Raw genomic sequence first — 17092 nt, forward strand, 5'->3', positions numbered from 1 at the left:
TCACGAAGGTTTTTAACTGGGGCGGAACCCCCTCAGCTATGGCAGAACGTGAAACATGGGCCACGAGGGTGGGATTCATCCTCGCGGCCATCGGTAGTGCCGTCGGACTGGGCAATATCTGGCGCTTTCCGTTCCAGACGTCGGCGAACGGCGGCGCGGCGTTCCTGGTCGTCTATTTGCTCGCCGTGTTGCTCATCGGGATCCCCGTGCTCCTCGCGGAGTTCGTCATCGGCCGGCGGGCCAACACCAGCGCCATCGGCGCGTTCCGGAAGCTCGGTCGCCCGGGCTGGTGGTTCGTCGGTGCCGTCGGCGTCATCGCGGCCTTCTGGACGCTCTCGTACTACAGCGTGATCGGCGGCTGGGTGATCCGATACATCGGCGGGAGCATCACCGGCGGTGCGCTCGCCGCGCCCGAATCGTACTTCGGCGCGATCTCGGTCGGGCTCCCCTCGGTCGGCACCCACGCGATCTTCATGCTGATCACCATCGGCATCGTCGCGCTCGGCATCGAGGACGGTATCGAGCTCGCGACGAAGGTAATGGTGCCGGCCGTCGTCGTCATGCTCGTCGGCCTCGCGGCCTTCGCGGCGACGCTGCCCGGCGCGAGCGAGGGGTACGCCTTCTTCCTCAACCCGAACCTCGACACCATCATCGCCAACGCCGGCACCGTCCTGCCCGCGGCGTTCGGCCAGGCCTTTTTCTCGCTGTCGGTCGGGTTCAGCGTGATGATCACCTACGCCTCCTATCTCGGCAAGAACGACAGCCTGCCGGTCGATGGCGTCACGATCGGCATCTCGAACACCATCATCGGCGTCCTCGCGGGACTGGTCGTCCTCCCGTTGCTGTTCGCTCAGGGTGTCGAGCCCGGTTCGGGCGGGCCCGGTGCGGTGTTCGTCGCCATCCCGACGGCGCTCGCCGAGCTGCCCGGTGGCGGTCTCGTCGGACAGGCGGTCGGCGTCGTCTTCTTCGGCGTCATCCTGATCGCGGCGCTGTCGTCGGCGATCAGCCTGCTCGAAGTCGTCGTCGCCTACCTCGTCGACAACTACGGCTTCTCGCGGCTGCCGACGGCGGCGGGGATCGGCGCGGCCATCTTCCTCCTCGGGATCCCCTCGGCGTGGGAGACCGCGTGGCTCGACTGGTTCGACGGGATCGGCGTCACCCTCCTGCTGCCGATCACCGTGCTGTTCGTCGTGCTGTTCGTCGGCTGGATCCTCGGCCAGGACGCGATCGACGAACTCACCGACGGGTCGGGCATCGGCTCGCTCGCCCCGATCTGGCTGTGGGGGATTCGGACGTTCATCCTCGCCGTGGTCGTCATCGTCGTCGCGATCAATCTCTGGGATCTGCTGGCCACGCCCGACACGGGCTACTACATCGTTCCAGGTCCCTTACGGTAATCATCGTTCATCGGAAGACCCTTTTTCGCTGCCCGACCACGCCCGGTATGCACGGTCACGGGGGGACGACTCATGACTGACGATACCGACACCGATCCCATCGCCGACCTCCGCGAGCGCAAGCGCGCTGCCGAGCTCGGCGGTGGCGAGGAACGCATCGAGTCCCAACACGAGAAGGGGAAGCTGACCGCCCGCGAGCGCATCGACTACTTCCTCGACGAGAACACGTTCCACGAGTTCGATCAGCTCCGCACCCATCGGAGCACGAACTTCGACATGGACGAACGGGAAGTGCCGGGCGACGGCGTCGTCACGGGCTACGGCGAGGTCGACGGCCGGACGGTGTTCGTGTTCGCCCACGACTTCACCGTCTTCGGTGGCTCCCTGGGCGAAGTGTTCGCCCAGAAGGTCTGCAAGGTGATGGACGAGGCGATGGAGGTGGGCGCGCCGATCATCGGACTCAACGATTCGGCAGGTGCGCGCATCCAGGAAGGCATCGACTCGCTGGCGGGCTACGCCGAGGTCTTCCACCGGAATCAGCAGGCCTCCGGCGTCGTCCCGCAGATCTCGGCGATCATGGGTCCCTGTGCGGGCGGCGCGGTCTACTCGCCGGCGATCACCGACTTCATCTTCATGGTCGAGGAGACCAGCCACATGATGATCACCGGACCGTCGGTCATCGAGACCGTCACCGGCGAGGAGGTCTCCTTCGAGGAGCTCGGCGGGGCGGCGGCCCACACCTCCGAGAGCGGCGTCGCCCACTTCGCCGAGAGCGACGAGAAGGAAGCGCTCGACGACATCAAGCGGCTGCTCTCCTATCTCCCGCAGAACAACGTCGAGGACCCGCCGCGCGTCGAACCGTGGGACGATCCCGACCGCGAGGACGAGGAGCTGCTCGATCTCGTCCCGGACTCGCCGCGCAAACCCTACGACATGACCGACGTCATCGAGCGCATCGTCGACGAGGGTTCGTTCTTCTCGGTCGCCGAGTCCTATGCCCGCAATCTCGTGACGGCCTTCGCGCGCCTCGACGGCCGATCGGTCGGCGTGGTCGCCAATCAGCCCCGGTTCAACGCCGGTACGCTCGACATCGATGCCTCGCTCAAGGGCTCGCGGTTCGTCCGCTTCTGTGATGCGTTCAACATCCCGATTCTCACCTTCGTCGACGTGCCCGGGTTCATGCCCGGCAAGGAACAGGAATCGGGCGGCATCATCAAACACGGCGCGAAGCTGTTGTACGCCTTCTCCGAGGCGTCGGTGCCGCTGCTGACGACGATCACGCGGAAGGCCTACGGCGGTGCGTACGACGTGATGGCATCCAAACATATCGATGCGGACGTGAACTACGCGTGGCCCACGGCCGAGATCGCCGTCATGGGGCCGAAGGGAGCGGTCAACGTCCTCTACGACGACGAACTCGCTGCGGCCGACGACACCGATGCCCGCCGCGACGAGCTGATCGACGAGTACCGCGATACCTTCGCCAACCCGTACACGGCCGCCGAGCGTGGCTTCGTCGACGACGTGATCGAACCCCAGGAAACGCGCCCGACGCTCATCGAGGACCTCGAAATGCTGTCGAGCAAACGCAAACAGACGCCGGAGCGCAAACACGGCAACATCCCGCTGTGATGGCATCGAACCCGTCCCGCGACGAACTCGCGGCGGCGATCCCCGACGACGCCGCCGACGACGAGGCCGCCGCCATCGCCGCCGCGATGAGCGCCCACCTCGCCGACCGCGAGCGCGCGGCGCTCGCCGACGAGGACGAGACACCGTCGTGGGCGGGCGAGCGCTGGGGGTTCGCCGGTCGCCTCCATGCACTCGGCGGGCGCTCCGCCCGGGTGACGCTCGGCGCGCCGACCGATCCCTGGAGCGCGGCCGGCCGGGCCGACCGACTGTAAGCTCGCCGACCGCTGTGAGTTCATGCGGATAGATTTATCACGGAAGTCCCGGTATTGTCGATAGAATGTTCGAGAAGGTCCTCGTCGCCAACCGCGGGGAGATCGCCGTGCGCGTGATGCGCGCCTGTGAGGAACTCGGCGTCGGCACCGTCGCCGTCTACTCCGAGGCCGACAAGAACGCCGGCCACGCTCGCTACGCCGACGAAGCGTACAACGTCGGCCCGGCGCGGGCCGCCGACTCCTACCTGGACGGCGAAGCGATCGTCGAGGCGGGCGAGAAGGCCGGTGCGGACGCCGTCCATCCGGGTTACGGCTTCCTCGCCGAGAACGCCGACTTCGCCGCCCGCGTCGAAGACAGCGCAATGACGTGGGTCGGCCCGTCGAGCGGATCGATGGAGCAACTCGGCGAGAAGACGAGCGCGCGAAAGGAGATGGCCGCCGCCGACGTCCCCACGGTTCCCGGCACCGAGGACCCGGTCGAGTCGGCCGACGAAATAACGGAGTTCGCCGACGAGGCGGGCTATCCGGTCGCGATCAAGGCCGAGGGCGGTGGTGGCGGGCGCGGGCTGAAGGTCGTCGAGAGCGAAGAGGAGATCGAAGACCAGTTCGAGAGCGCCCAACGCGAGGGCGAGGCGTATTTCGACAACTCCTCGGTCTACGTCGAGAAATTCCTCGAATCGCCGCGCCACATCGAAGTCCAGATCATCGCCGACCACCACGGCAACGTCCGCCACATCGGTGAACGGGACTGTTCGCTCCAGCGCCGCCAGCAGAAAGTCATCGAGGAGGGCCCGAGTCCCGCGCTCACCGACGACCTGCGCGCGGAGATACAGGAGGCTGCCCGGCGCGGGGCCGACGCCGCCGACTACTACAACGCCGGCACCTTCGAGTTCCTGGTCGAGGACGAGGGCCGCAACGAGGACGGACTGCTCGACGAGGGCAGTAACTTCTATTTCCTCGAAGTCAACACACGAATTCAGGTCGAACACACCGTCTCCGAGGAGCTGACGGGTATCGACATCGTGAAACAGCAGCTCCGGGTCGCGGCCGATGCGGAGCTCCCCTTCGCCCAGGAGGACGTCGAACTCGACGGCCACGCGATCGAGTTCCGCATCAACGCCGAGAACGCGGCCGAGGAGTTCGCGCCCGCGACGGGCACGCTCGAAACGTACGATCCGCCCGGCGGCATCGGCGTTCGCCTCGACGACGCGCTCCGACAGGGCGACGACATCGGCGGCGATTACGACTCGATGATCGCCAAGCTGATCGTCTGGGGTCAGGATCGCGAGGAATGTCTCATTCGGAGTCGGCGCGCGCTCGCGGAGTTCGGCATCGAGGGGATCACCACCATCATCCCGTTCCACCGGCTGATGCTCGACGACGAGGCGTTCACCGCCGGCGAGCACACGACGAACTACCTCGACGAGGAGCTCGATCCCGAACGCATCGACGAGGCTCAGGAGAAGTGGGGCGCGGACGAGACCGACGGCGACGATGACGAGGAGGTCACCAAGCGTGACTTCGTCGTCGAGGTCAACGACAAGCGCTTCGAGGTCAACCTCGAAGAGCGCGGCGCGCCGCCGATCCAAGCGAGCTCCGGCGGCAGCGGTGGCAACACCCAACAGCTCAGCTCTGCCGGCCCGAGCGGTGGGGGTGACGACGGCGGGAGCAGTAGCGCGAGCACCGCCGAGGGCGAGCAGGTCACCGCGGAGATGCAGGGGACGATTTTGAACGTGAACGTCGACGCGGGCGACGAGGTCGCCGCCGGTGACGTGCTCTGCGTGCTCGAAGCGATGAAGATGGAAAACGACGTCGTCGCCTCCCACGGCGGCGAGGTCGTCGAGGTCACCGCAACCGAGGGCGAATCAGTCGACATGGGCGACGTGCTGGTCGTTCTCGACTGAATCCGATCGAAACCCGTTTCGGCGGCGAAAAAACCCGCTACCGGCGGATCAGTTCTCGATGCCGTTCTCTTGGGCGTCGACGACGGCGACGCTGGCGAGATTGACGATGTCCTTGACCTCGTCGCCTCGCTGGAGGACGTGAACGGGTTTGTCCATGCCGACGAGCATGGGGCCGATGGCCTCGGCACCACCCAACCGCTGGAGCAGTTTGTAGCCGATGTTGCCAGCCTCCAAGTTCGGGAAGACGAGGACGTTGGCGGGTTCGTCGAGTTCGGAGAAGTCGTAGGTGCCCTCCAACATCTCTTCGACGACGGCGGTATCGGCCTGCATCTCTCCATCGACGGGGAACTCCACAGCCGAATCTTCACGAAGTTTCTGTGCGGCCTCACGGGGCTTGCGGGTACCCTCGTTGTCGACGCTGCCGAAGTCCGAATAGGACAGCAGGGCCGCCCGCGGTTCGACGTTGAACCGCCGGGCCAGCTCCGCGGTGTGTTGTGCGGTTTCGGCGAGGACGTCGGTGTCAGGGTCCTGGTTGACGGTCGCGTCGGCGCAGAAAATCACCCGGTTTTTGAACGCGAGCATGTAGACGCCGGCCGCGTAGTTCGCGTCGTCGGCGGTACCGACGATCTGGAGCGGCGGGCGGAGCGCGGATGGGTAGTCGTGCATCAATCCGGTGAGCATGGCATCGGCGTCGCCCATCTCGACCATCACGCTGCCGAGGTAGTTCTTCTCGCGAGCGAAGTCCGCGGCTTCAGTTCTGGTGATCCCCTTGCGCTGGCGCAGCTCGTGGATCCGATCGGCGTAGGGCTCGAGGTTTGCCTCGTCGGGATCGACGATCTCGGGATCGAACGCCAATCCGAGCGAATCCATCGTCTCCCAGATGCGTTCGCGATCGCCGATGAGAACGGGGTGGGCGATGCCCTGGTCGTCGATCTGGTGGGCGGCACGGATCATCTTCTCGTCGTCGCCTTCGGCGAGCACCAAGCGCTTTGGCTCGGATTTCGCTTTGTTCAACACAACACGCATCATCTCGCGGGATTTACCGAGGCGGGCTTCGAGCTCCTCGGTGTAGTGGTCGATATCGACGTCGTCGCGCGCAGCGCCACTGTCGATGGCAGCCTGCGCGACGGCGGGCGTGATCTCGAAGAGCACGCGGGGGTCGACGGGTTTTGGGATGATGTATTCGGGGCCGTACTGCAGGGGTTGGTCGCCGTAGGCTTTCACGACGGCATCGGGAACGTCCTTGCGAGCGAGCTCGGCGATCGCACGGGCGGCGGCGACTTTCATCTCCTCGTTGATCTCGCTGGCGCGGACGTCGAGCGCGCCCCGGAAGATGAACGGGAATCCGAGGACGTTGTTGACCATGTTGGGGTAGTCCGATCGGCCGGTGGCCATGATCACGGTGTCGTCGCGGGCGTCTTTGGCGTCCTCGTAGTTGATTTCGGGGTCGGGGTTGGCCATCGCGAAGATGATGGGATCGTCGTTCATCGAGCGGACCATCTCCTGGGAGACGATGCCCCCAACGGAGAGTCCGACGAAGACGTCGGCGTCCTCAATGGCGTCCTCCAAACTTCCTTCGGGAACGTCGCGAGCGAACTCGGTTTTGAACTCGTTGACGTCACCACGAGAAGCGCGCTCCTCGGTGATGATGCCTGAGGAGTCGCACATCGTGATGTTCTCTTTTCGTGCACCGAGCGAGAGGTAGAAGCGTGCGGTGGCGATCGCGCTCGCACCCGCGCCCGAGAAGACGATCTCCAACTCGTCGAGGTCTTTCTCGGCGATGTCGCTGGCATTGAGTAGTGCGGCCCCACTGATGATGGCGGTCCCATGTTGATCGTCGTGGAAGACGGGGATCGACATCGACTCGCGGAGCTGCTCCTCGATCTCGAAGCACTCTGGGGCTTTGATGTCTTCCAGATTGATGCCGCCGAAGGTGGGCTCCATCGCTTCGACAGTCCGGATGATCTCCTGGGGATCGTCCTCGTCGAGTTCGATGTCGAAGACGTCGATGTCGGCGAACCGTTTGAACAGGACGCCTTTGCCCTCCATAACTGGTTTGGAGGCCTGTGCGCCGATATCACCCAATCCGAGAACGGCTGACCCATTGGAGACGACACCGACCATATTCCCTTTGGCGGTGTAGGTGTAGGCGTCGTCGGGATCGTCGTGAATGTGATTACATGGAGTGGCGACACCCGGAGAATAAGCCAGCGAGAGATCGCGCTGGGTGCTGGTGGGTTTGGTCGTCGAGATCTCGATCTTGCCGGGCGGGTCCTCACGGTGGTAGTCGAGTGCGTCTTCGTCCAGTCCCATGTCTACCGTCACGGCCGACACCACTAAAAAACCAACCGAAACCGATATTCGACGACTGACGAACTCGGTCGTTACGGGCCGAGGTCGTGGCGGACGATCGTTTCGCCATCGACCTCGATCTCGCGAGTCGGCCAGTCGCCGGTCGCCGTCAGCGTCTCCAGCCCTTCGTCGATCAGAACGGTATCCTCGCTTTTCGCGCCCTGTACCGTCGGATTCCACGCGTACGCCATCGGGGCCTCGATCGCTGCATCGCTGTCGGGCGTCGCCCGCCACTTCCGACCCGCAAAACCGGTAGCACCGCCCTGATGATGGCGTTCCCACTCGTCGGGGTGGCCGACGGCCGCGTAGGCGTCCTGTATTTCTCGGAAGACATCGCTGGCGGTGCCACCTTCTTCGACGAGTCGTTTCGTCGCCGCGATCGCAGCCGCCTCGACCTGCATGGCGGCCTCGTGGCGCGCAGCGAGCCAGTCAGGTGGATCGAGGGCGATCGTTCGCGTCGCGCTCGCGTGGAGGCCATCGCGCTGTGCGGTGATCGATACCAGCGCGTAGCCGCCGATCTCGCCCTTCGTCGGCGGGAAATGGCGATAGCTCGGCGCGCGCTCCTCGCCGCCGACGAGGAGGACCGGCGTCTCGATCCCGCTGGCGACCAGTCTTTCTCTGAGCCGTGCGGCGACCGATCGCTCGGTATCGGATCGCTCGACGGTTCGACAGACGTCTTCGAGGGCGGTCGCGGCCTCGTACCCAAGCGCACGATACCGCTCGATATCGGTTTCCGTGAGCGGCGTGCGGAGTCGAGTGGCGGCCACCCGCTCGGCCCCCGGAACCGCGAAGTCGGCCTCGATCGGGGCCGACGAGCGCTCGGCAACGGCTTCGCCGAGCGAGCGATCGTACCACGGAAACGTCTCGACGGGAACGTCATTGAGCGCCTCGTTTCTGAACCGCGATGCCTCGTTGTTGCTGGTGAGCACTCGTAGAGAGCCGTCGTAGCCGGCCGCCGCGACGCCCACGCGCGCCTCGCGGTCGACGACGTTGCTCGCACCGGTGAGCCACGCGAAGTTCGACGGGCGGGCGAACCAGACCGCTTCGCAGTCGGTTCCGGCGAGATACTCGTCGAGACGGGCGACCTTTTTCGGGTCAGTAGTCACGGATGTCCATCGGGCGAGCGACCCAAAACGGTCGCGGCCGCGGCGAGTCGAACAGACGTAAGTACCACCGCCCCCAACCCTCGGCGATGGTTCGATTCCGCCACCTCGCTGCCGTCACCACGGGGATGACGTTCGCGCTCATCCTCCTCGGCGTGTACACCGCCGCCGCGGGCGCGGGTCTGTCCTGTGGGGCCAACTGGCCGCTCTGTAACGGCGGCGTCTTCGGGCTGTTCCCGGCGAACTGGCCGAGCTTCATCGAGTGGTTCCACCGACTCGTCGCGATGATCACCGGCTTCATGATCCTCGGAACGACCTACGCCGCCTGGCGCGGTCACAAGAGCCGCAGAACTCGCCTCGCCAGCACGGTCGCGCTGGTCGTCCTCCCCGTCCAGATACTGCTCGGCGGGGCGACCGTCACGACCTACACGGCGCTCGTCCAGGTGACCCACCACGCCGCCGCACTCGTCATCTTCGCCGCGCTCGTGGCGACCACCGTCTGGGCCTACGAATCGCCCGACGAGGCCCATACGAGCAGCGATACTGCCGCCGCGACGACCGCCGACTGACAACGTTCGTTTCGTACTGTCAGTCCAGATTTCGTGTCGTCAGATCTCTCACCGGGATCGAAATGTCCGTACACCGACTATGTACAGTTGTTCTTCGTAAAAACCTCCGATAGCTCCGGGATCAGGAGAAATCGCCGAGATCGGATTGGGAATCGTCGGACTCCTCGGGATCGTCCGCGCTCTCCTCGTCGGTCGAATCTTCGTCGCCAGCCGTGCTCTCTCCGTCCGTCACACCACTTTCGGATTCATCGGAGTCGTCCGACTCGTCGCTCGTGGTTCGCGTCGCACCCTCGAATGCGCCTTCCGAGCCCGCGACGGCGGCCTCCTCGCCGCGCTTCGTGGCATCCTCGACGATCGACTGGACCTTGTTGGTGTCCTCGCCGCTGCCGGTGACGAAGGCGACGTGTTCGGCGTCCATGTCGTAGCGGGCGGCCATCGACACCGTGAGTTCGCGGTTCGTGCAGTGGTGGGTCATCGTCGCGAGGAACGGCATGATCTCGCGACGGGCATTCGCCATGCTCGTGCCGCTCGTCGCGGCGATCTTCCGGGCGATGTAGTCGCGTTTGTCGCGAGTGGCCCGCGAGCGCCCGAGTTTCGACCAGTAGCTCGGCGGGCCGTAGCGCGTCCAGCCGCCCTTCGACTCCCGGCGCGAGGCGGCGACGCCGGCTGTCATCGCGTCGCCCGCGTACCGCCAGTACGAGTAGTTCTGTGTGGCTCGCACGCGCCCGAGCCAGCGATCGGCGTTCGCCAGGTTATCGAAGGCGTCGGCGAGCTCCGCCCCCGCGTAGTCCTTGGGGACGTTGTCCTCGATCCAGTTGATGAGATCGTCGGGCGTCTCGTCGACATCGTAGGACGACCGGAGCGCACCCTCTGCGTCCTCCTCCTTGATGAGCGCGTCCAGGAAGTCGAAGATGCCGGTGGTTTTGTCGCGATCGCTCGTCACCACGTCGTCGACGGTGAGTGTCTCGGCGCTCTCGGCGAGTGCCTGGAGGTCGTTGACAGCACCCCGCAGGTCACCGCTGTTGCGCTCGGCAATGGCGTCGAGCGCATCGTCGTCGTACGCTACCTCCTCGCGCCGGCAGATGTCCCGGAGCACGGGGAGGATCGAGCGCGCGGAGACGTCGCGGAACTCGATCGTCTCGCAGGCGTTGCGGAGGCTCTTCGACATGTCGTAGAACTCGTTGGCGATCAGAACCATCGGCTGGCTGGCCTCCTTCACCAGCGCCGTGATGGCTCGCGAGCCGCCGCGATCGACGTTTCCGTGGAGGTTGTCGGCCTCGTCCATGATCACGAGCCGCCGGCCGGCGCTCCCGCCCGTCAGCGTTCCCGATTTCGCCGCCTCGCCCGCCACGCGCTCAATGACGGATTTCGTGCGCTGGTTCGAGGCGTTGAGCTCGATCGTCGGCCAGTCCATGTCGGCCGCGAGCGCGTGCGCCGCCGAGGTCTTGCCGACGCCGGGCGCGCCGTGGAGAACGACCGCCTCCCGATGCTCGTCCCACGTCTCGGCCCACTCGGCGAGCGCGTCGCGAGCCTTGTTGTTGCCTCGGACCTCGGAGAGCGTCGATGGACGATACTTCTCGGTCCAATCCATTGCCGGCGCTACGGACGAGTCGCGTTTAGTGGTTGCGAACGGTCTCCCGAAGATCGGCCCGGATTACAGCGAGGACAGCCAGATCGGATCGGCATCGGCCGGATCGAACGCCATCGATTCGATGCGAGAGATGGCCGCTCGAACCTCGTCACCGGTCATGTCCTGTGGGGCGACGAACACCGGAGCGCCGACATCCCGACCGCTGAAATCCTTCACGTCGGTCGAGAGAACTGCAACGCCCTCGCGCTCGACATATTCGACGATCTCGGCGTCGGTAGCCGTCGGTCCGAGGCGTTCCACGTTTCGGCTGTACGTGACGCCGTGGCCGTCGCCGCGGAGCGCCGAGACGTACGCGTTCGGTACGTTCACGTCGGCGAGAACCGCACGATCAGTCGGCTCGCTTGCCGGCCTCTTCGCTGTGATCACCGTATTCGAGCAGCTCGCGCGTTCGGCGCTCACCGTCGCGGCGGGCGGTTGCAGCCTCGCGTTCGCGCTCGCGGAACCGCTCGCGATGGTCGTAGTAGTACGCGAGCGCGTGAAAGACGTCGGCGATCGGAACGTCGTACTCGCCGGCGACGACGTGTGCGCTCTCGCCGGCGTCGATGACGCGCCGCTTGAGATCGACGACGGTGATGCGCGTCCCCTCGATGCGGGGATCGCCCGAACGGACGGCATCGTCGCTGACGATGGTCGTCATGGCCTCCCGTACACGATGTGCGCTGTTAAGCGCTTGGCCCGCCCGATCCGACCATGGCGAACGCTTTTGTCCACATGCTTGCTGTCGGACGTATGTTCCTCGAACGCATCGAGACCGACAGATTGGCTCTCGAACGGTTCTCACACGAGAGCCTCGATCTGTTCGAGTTCTACGAGACCTGTTCCGACGCCGATGGCGAGGAGGCGATGGCCGAAGTCACCGAATACATGCCGTGGGACCCTCACGAGACGGTCGCCGAGTCGAAGGAGTTCATCGATCGCTGTGAGAAACAGTGGGACGAGGGCGAGGCCGCGACCTACGCCATCCGCCCGCGCGAGAGCGAGGATGGTGCCGGTGCGTTCGCCGGCGCTGGCGGGCTCACGATCGACTGGGATCGGCGCACGGGAACGCTCGGCATGTGGCTCCGCAAGCGCTTCTGGGGGCGTGGCTACTCCGGCGAGCGCGCCGCGGCACTCATCGAACTCGCCTTCGACCGACTGGATCTAGAGGTCGTCGCGATCACTCACCATGTGAACAACGAGAAATCCCAACGAGCCATCGAGAAGTACGTCGAGGCCCACGGTGGACGTCGCGAGGGACTGCTCAGAAATTGGCTCCCATACGACGAGGATGTCGCCGACGAGTACCGCTACACCATCACGCAGGACGAGTACCAGGACGCGACGGGATAAAGCGCCCGTTCGACCCGCCGGAAGCTACTTTCCACGGGGCTTCGAGAGGTGGACGATGACCGGCGCGAGCGGTCGACTGATCGCCCGGCTCCCGTTCAGGGCGGGCGCGCTCGCCGGCGCTGCGGCCTACCTGCTCGGCTATCTACTCACCTATTTGCTGACGATTTCGCGCGTTCGCTCCGAGCTCTCGCGAATGAACGTCGATGCGACGCTCTCGCTACTCGGGGGGAGCGGCGTCGCACCCTGGAAGGTCACGGGCTGGTTCTTCTACGGCGCACACTTCGTCGATGTCTCGGTCACGAGTAGCGCGATGGACCTCTCGACGGACGTCGTCGAGGTGAGCGCCGGCGGCTGGCGCACGCTGCTCTTCGCCCTTCCGCCGCTGCTCTTGCTCGTCGCGGGCGCGCTCGCCGCCCACCGCGCCGGTGCGAGGCGCGTGTCGATCGCTGCGGCCGCGGGCGGGACGATCCTGCCGGGCTACTTCGCGCTCGCGTTCGTCGGCGTCTTCCTCACACAGGTCACGGTGCTCATCGCGGCCGTCGGCCCGAATCTCACGCCCGCGCTCGTGGCGGGAGTCGTCTATCCGCTCGTCTTCGGCCCGCTCGGTGGTGCCCTTGTCGCCGTTCAGAGATCGCGGGCGCGTAGCTCGCCCCACGACTCGAACCCGTGACGGGCGTAGAGTCCACCAGCGGGACCGTTCTCGCGATCGACGTCGAGCATGATGCGATCGAGCGGCAGCTCCTGATCACGGGCGCAGTCGTAGGCCGCCGCCATGAGTTCGTCAGCGAGATCGGTTCCGCGGGAGGACTCGCGCACGTAGAGTTCGTTCAGGACCGCCGCGTCCCAGATCATCGCCAGCTCTTCGGGCAGGACGAAGACGTAGCCCGCGAGGTCGGTTCCATCAGCCGCGACCGTGACGCTGTCCGGGTCGCGCTCGACACACTGCGCGACCCAGTCGAGATAGCGCTCACGGTAGTCGTCGGTGAGTTTCCCGCCGTAGCTGTCGGCCTTCTCCTCACCGCCGAGCGCCCCGAGTTCGTGCTCGAACCGTTCTTTGAGCTCCCACAGCCCTGCGGCATCCGTTTCCGGGTCGTACGGTCGCGTCTCCATGAGAGCGCTTCGCCCACCGAGAAATTATGTGTTCCGTCGGCCCCATGTCCACGAACCGGATCGAGTCAGCGCGTCTCCCACAGCCGCACCGTGAGAACGAAACCGCTCGTCAGGAGCAACAGTAGCTGCCAGCCCGACTGTGCAACGGGAAAGATCCGCTCGACGGTCTTCGATTCCGCCCCTCTCGTGGGATCGACGCCGCTGTTGATGTGGACCTGCTCCGTCGAGCCGCGTGCGGCCTCGCCCCCGCCATCCCCACCGAACTCGACGAACGTCTGGACGAGCCCTCGATCGTTCGAGAGGACGAGCTCGCCCGACAGCTCGTAGAACTGGTCGTGGAACGGGTAGAAGAGGTTCACGCCGCCGGCGACGAGATCGAGCCCGATCGACGCGAACGCGACGGCGGCGATCGAGACCCAGGCGACCCGCACCCCGCGGGCGTGCCAGCGCTGGCGAACGAACGATCGTTTCCGTATCCGGGTGTCGTAGGCGAGCAGCGCCGCGCCGGCCAGCGGCAGGAGGAGGGTGTGGAGCACCGACCGATGACCGCCCGGGATCAGGAAGCCGGCGACGACGTCGAGATCGGGCACGATCGTGGCCGCGAGCACGATCGCCACCGCGCGGCCGTCGAACCGATCGCCGAGCAGCCCCGCCGCGAGCAATCCAGCGAGCGCGCAGTGGACGACCGTCGATGGCACAGGATCGGTTCGACGCACCGGGGAATAGCCCTTGCGGCGATGCCAGCAGGCTTTTGCGCGAAACGGGCGAGACACGGCCATGACCGAGCGCACGCGGCGGGATCTCGCCGGGAAGATCGCCGGCGATGTCGTCCTGAGCGACGACCCCGGCGCGACGATCCGCAAGTGGCGAACGGACTTCGACGTCGCCCAGACGAGACTCGCCGACGAGCTCGACGTCTCGGCGTCCGTCGTGTCGGATTACGAGAGCGGGCGGCGTCAGAGCCCCGGCATCGCGATCGTCCGTCGCGTCATCGAGGCGCTGCTCGACATCGACGAGTCACGCGGCGGCGAACACCTCCGCCAGTACGCCCGCGTTCTCTCGGCGGGCTTCGAGGGCGACATCGTCCGCGACCTCCGGGAGTACCCCACGGCGCTCGACACCGGGGAGTTCTACGACGCCATCGACGCGACAGAGATCGTCGCGGGCACCCAGCAAAGCGTCGCCGGCCACACCGTCATCAACTCCATCGAGGCGATCACGCGACTCTCTTCCGAGGAGTTCTATCGCCTCTATGGCCAGAGCACGAATCGTGCACTCGTGTTCACTGGCGTCACTCACGGCGAGGGCGCGCTGGTCGCGCTGCGGGTGGTGACGCCGACGCCGAGCGCGGTCGTGCTGCACGGGCTCGATCGCGACGATCTCTGGGAGCACGCGCCGACGCTCGCTCGTGCCGACGGCTTCTCGCTCGCGGTCGCCGACGGCGAACTGGAGGCGATGCTCGAAACGATGGGCGACCTTCCATAGCGCTCCATTATAGACAGTCGTGTTTTATTACCGAACCGTAACAACCGGCGACGGATGACCACCGAGAGAACGAAGATGCGAAACGGAGACCCGTACGATCCCAGCGATCCGGAACTCGTTGCCGAACGAGAGCGTGCGCGAAGACTCACTCGGCGATCACTGGTTATCGCTTAAGCCCAGAATGAGCGGTGAGCGCGGAAGCTGGTTTGCTGAGTGCTGTGGGATTTCTCAGAAGTAGAGCATGAACCGCCGAGTAGAGATCGATATTGCTGGAATCGACCAATCACAGATTCGTTTCCGTTCAGAAACGCGCCTAATCGAGAGCGTTGCCACTCAACGCGAAGCTTTCCCGGCTCGGCTGACAGTCGTCAGCCGGGCCGGATCGTCGCCAGTTCACCCGCGTTTTGCAGGTTCGGATCGACACTTCCGTGAGCCACTCGCTCCGTAAGCGCGTGGCGAGCCACGTTCGGATCGATTGCTCCTTCGATGATCACGATCCCGACGCCGTCCCACCCATACCCGAGCTGTTCAGCCAATATCCGCAGCAAATCACCGCTGAACAGCTGGATTCGCTTCGAAAAACGGATCGGCTCGATTCGGTCTTCTTCCTCGACTGATCGCTGTGAGGCGGGTCCGAGCCGTGCTCGTACCCGCCGCAGCAAGTACCGACTCACCAGCACCATCAACAGCGCCGCCATCATGAAACACTTCACCGCTGCCTCCCGCCGTACCGACATCTCGTCCAACTCGAACACCGACTTCAGTTCATCAATGACTGTTTCGACGCTCCAGCGGTTGCTGTACAGCGCCGCGAGTTCTCGCGGCGCGAACGCATCTGCCGGGAGATTCGTCGCATACAGGTGGTAATCGTGATCGGCTTCGACTTCCTCCGTTCGGTGATCATCCTCGTCGTCCTCATGGCGGACGCCGACGACTCGGACATCGTAAGGAAGGCGCGGATCGTTCTGATCCGCACCGACCGTCCCCGTCACATCGATGATCTGCCGATAAAGGTCGGGCAGCACCTCTTGGAGGTGCCTGCCCTCCAGATCGATCGTATCACCACACCAGGTTCGGAGTTCGTCGATGATCTCAGGGTTTGCGTCGACGTTAAGTCGGCTCACGAACCAGCCGCCATTGCGGTCGATCCGTGCTAACCTCGCGTAGTCGAGGTAGCCAAGATCGAACAGGACCAAGGAATCTTCGACCCAGTCACCGATCTGGAGCTGCGTGGTTTCTTGGGTACGAGCGTCGGTGATCGATGAGTAGATCGGAGCCCGCGAAGCAAGTGATTCGATCACGTGGAGCTTTGCTCCAGCGTGATCGTCGCTTAATCCGGGGAACTCATCGAATGATTCCGCCGAGAGCGTACAGATGGTCCCATCTGAGACGAAGACATCTCGGAAGCGCTCGAAGCGGCCTTCGAGCGCTGATTCTGTCCGTCCAAGCTCAACGCTGATGTAGCCGCAGATGTCGGTAAGTAGTTCGGTGAGATCAGGAGTGACCCACTGTTGGACGGATGAATACGCAACGGAATCGCTGGTGAACGCCTTGTAGAGGTCTTGAGCAGCAGCAAGAGACCCGTTGGATTGGGTAGTGCCAATCGTGAACGACCAGAAGAACGCGAACGCATCGATGTGCCGGTTGCGTTCAACGAGGTCGGTAGCGCGAGCGTGCTCGCGCACCGACCGTGGCGGGAGCAGATATCGAAGCTCTTGACCGAGAATATTGAGCCATCGATCCATGAGTCCCGACTGACGCGGGAGACAGTAGCGCCTGCTGATTCAGACAAATCCTAAAGCGATAACGAGTGCTCGGCGATACAATAGAACGCATGAGACCGAACACGAGCATCGGGACGATCTGCTCCGGGCGCTTCTCGGTTCGGCAGGCGACGAACTTCACGTCGAACCGCCCGTTCGGTGCGACTACGGCTCCAACATCCACGTCGGCGAGAACTTCTACGCGAATTTCGACTGTGTCATCCTCGACCCTTGTCACGTCGATATCGGCCACGATTGCCTGCTCGGCCCCGGCGTTCACATCTACACCGCGACACATCCGCTCGACCCGCCTCGACGACGCTCCGGGATCGAATACGGCAAACCGGTGTCGATCGGCGACGGGGTTTGGCTCGGCGGTCGGGCGGTCGTCAATCCGGGCGTCACGATCGGCGACGATGCGGTCGTGGCTTCGGGCGCGGTCGTCACCGAGGACGTTCCTGCCGGCGTCGTGGTACAGGGCAACCCGGCAACGGTCGTGCGAGAACTGGAGTGGTCGTGAACCGG

16 protein-coding genes and 2 pseudogenes are annotated in these 17092 nt (G+C 64.9%); 10 read left to right on the forward strand and 8 right to left on the reverse strand.

What is annotated here, in order from left to right; translation table 11 throughout:
* The first annotated feature begins 38 nt into the window (after positions 1-38).
* The 4 genes from MUK72_RS06190 to MUK72_RS06205 all read left to right on the forward strand — a co-directional run bounded on the left by MUK72_RS06190 (position 39) and on the right by MUK72_RS06205 (position 5205).
* Positions 39-1397: a sodium-dependent transporter gene (locus MUK72_RS06190; protein ID WP_244704870.1), complete on the forward strand. Its 1359-nt coding sequence runs from the start codon at positions 39-41 to the stop codon at positions 1395-1397.
* 72 nt (positions 1398-1469) lie between these two features.
* Entirely contained in the window at positions 1470-3029 is a 1560-nt protein-coding gene (locus MUK72_RS06195; RefSeq protein ID WP_244704872.1) for an acyl-CoA carboxylase subunit beta, read from the forward strand.
* Positions 3029-3301: a DUF8022 family protein gene (locus MUK72_RS06200; protein ID WP_244704874.1), complete on the forward strand. Its 273-nt coding sequence runs from the start codon at positions 3029-3031 to the stop codon at positions 3299-3301. Before MUK72_RS06195 ends, MUK72_RS06200 begins: the two co-directional genes overlap by 1 nt.
* A 65-nt stretch (positions 3302-3366) precedes the next feature.
* On the forward strand, positions 3367-5205 hold the full coding sequence (locus MUK72_RS06205; protein ID WP_244704876.1) for an acetyl-CoA carboxylase biotin carboxylase subunit: 1839 nt from the start codon (positions 3367-3369) through the stop codon (positions 5203-5205).
* Positions 5206-5253: 48 nt separating this feature from the next.
* Here MUK72_RS06205 and MUK72_RS06210 read toward each other — a convergent pair whose 3' ends face one another.
* Entirely contained in the window at positions 5254-7518 is a 2265-nt protein-coding gene (locus tag MUK72_RS06210; protein WP_244704878.1) for an NADP-dependent malic enzyme, read from the reverse strand.
* 71 nt (positions 7519-7589) lie between these two features.
* Positions 7590-8663 carry a M24 family metallopeptidase gene (locus MUK72_RS06215; RefSeq protein WP_244704880.1) on the reverse strand — a complete coding sequence of 358 codons (1074 nt, stop codon included), beginning with the start codon at positions 8661-8663 and terminating at the stop codon, positions 7590-7592.
* Between the two features lie 86 nt (positions 8664-8749).
* On the opposite strand from MUK72_RS06215, the gene MUK72_RS06220 reads away from it, so the two are divergent.
* Positions 8750-9229 carry a COX15/CtaA family protein gene (locus MUK72_RS06220; RefSeq protein ID WP_244704882.1) on the forward strand — a complete coding sequence of 160 codons (480 nt, stop codon included), beginning with the start codon at positions 8750-8752 and terminating at the stop codon, positions 9227-9229.
* A 121-nt stretch (positions 9230-9350) separates the two neighbouring features.
* On the opposite strand, the gene MUK72_RS06225 is transcribed toward MUK72_RS06220, so the two are convergent.
* The 3 genes from MUK72_RS06225 to MUK72_RS06235 all read right to left on the reverse strand — a co-directional run bounded on the left by MUK72_RS06225 (position 9351) and on the right by MUK72_RS06235 (position 11517).
* A complete protein-coding gene (locus MUK72_RS06225) occupies positions 9351-10820 on the reverse strand; it encodes a replication factor C large subunit (RefSeq protein WP_244704885.1) in 1470 nt (489 codons plus the stop codon).
* A 63-nt stretch (positions 10821-10883) separates the two neighbouring features.
* A complete protein-coding gene (locus tag MUK72_RS06230; protein ID WP_244704889.1) occupies positions 10884-11189 on the reverse strand; it encodes a DUF5615 family PIN-like protein in 306 nt (101 codons plus the stop codon).
* Between the two features lie 19 nt (positions 11190-11208).
* The gene (locus tag MUK72_RS06235) at positions 11209-11517 is read right to left on the reverse strand and encodes a DUF433 domain-containing protein (RefSeq protein ID WP_244704891.1); all 309 of its coding nucleotides are present in this window, start codon (positions 11515-11517) and stop codon (positions 11209-11211) included.
* 92 nt (positions 11518-11609) lie between these two features.
* Here MUK72_RS06235 and MUK72_RS06240 point away from each other — a divergent pair, with 92 nt between their 5' ends.
* Both MUK72_RS06240 and MUK72_RS06245 read left to right on the forward strand, forming a co-directional pair.
* Entirely contained in the window at positions 11610-12209 is a 600-nt protein-coding gene (locus MUK72_RS06240; protein ID WP_244704893.1) for a GNAT family N-acetyltransferase, read from the forward strand.
* Positions 12210-12264: 55 nt separating this feature from the next.
* Positions 12265-12879 carry a DUF7978 family protein gene (locus MUK72_RS06245; protein WP_244704895.1) on the forward strand — a complete coding sequence of 205 codons (615 nt, stop codon included), beginning with the start codon at positions 12265-12267 and terminating at the stop codon, positions 12877-12879.
* Here MUK72_RS06245 and MUK72_RS06250 read toward each other — a convergent pair.
* Positions 12834-13319 carry a GNAT family N-acetyltransferase gene (locus MUK72_RS06250; protein WP_244704897.1) on the reverse strand — a complete coding sequence of 162 codons (486 nt, stop codon included), beginning with the start codon at positions 13317-13319 and terminating at the stop codon, positions 12834-12836. The two genes, MUK72_RS06245 and MUK72_RS06250, sit on opposite strands and share 46 nt — an antisense overlap.
* Before the next feature lie 65 nt (positions 13320-13384).
* The gene (locus tag MUK72_RS06255) at positions 13385-14017 is read right to left on the reverse strand and encodes a metal-dependent hydrolase (RefSeq protein ID WP_244704899.1); all 633 of its coding nucleotides are present in this window, start codon (positions 14015-14017) and stop codon (positions 13385-13387) included.
* A gap of 79 nt (positions 14018-14096) precedes the next feature.
* On the opposite strand from MUK72_RS06255, the gene MUK72_RS06260 reads away from it, so the two are divergent.
* Both MUK72_RS06260 and MUK72_RS06265 read left to right on the forward strand, forming a co-directional pair.
* Positions 14097-14804 (forward strand): helix-turn-helix domain-containing protein, encoded by a 708-nt coding sequence (locus tag MUK72_RS06260; RefSeq protein WP_244704902.1) that lies wholly within the window; start codon positions 14097-14099, stop codon positions 14802-14804.
* Between the two features lie 54 nt (positions 14805-14858).
* Positions 14859-14960 (forward strand): annotated as a pseudogene (locus MUK72_RS06265) (maltose acetyltransferase domain-containing protein); the annotation flags it as partial.
* A gap of 212 nt (positions 14961-15172) precedes the next feature.
* On the opposite strand, the gene MUK72_RS06270 reads toward MUK72_RS06265, so the two are convergent.
* On the reverse strand, positions 15173-16549 hold the full coding sequence (locus MUK72_RS06270) for an IS4 family transposase (RefSeq protein ID WP_244698251.1): 1377 nt from the start codon (positions 16547-16549) through the stop codon (positions 15173-15175).
* A gap of 70 nt (positions 16550-16619) precedes the next feature.
* On the opposite strand from MUK72_RS06270, the pseudogene MUK72_RS06275 reads away from it, so the two are divergent.
* A pseudogene (locus MUK72_RS06275) lies at positions 16620-17087 on the forward strand (sugar O-acetyltransferase); the annotation flags it as partial.
* Positions 17088-17092 lie beyond the last annotated feature (5 nt).

The sequence above is a fragment of the Halococcus dombrowskii genome (genome assembly GCF_022870485.1).
Taxonomy (GTDB): Archaea; Halobacteriota; Halobacteria; order Halobacteriales; family Halococcaceae; genus Halococcus; species Halococcus morrhuae.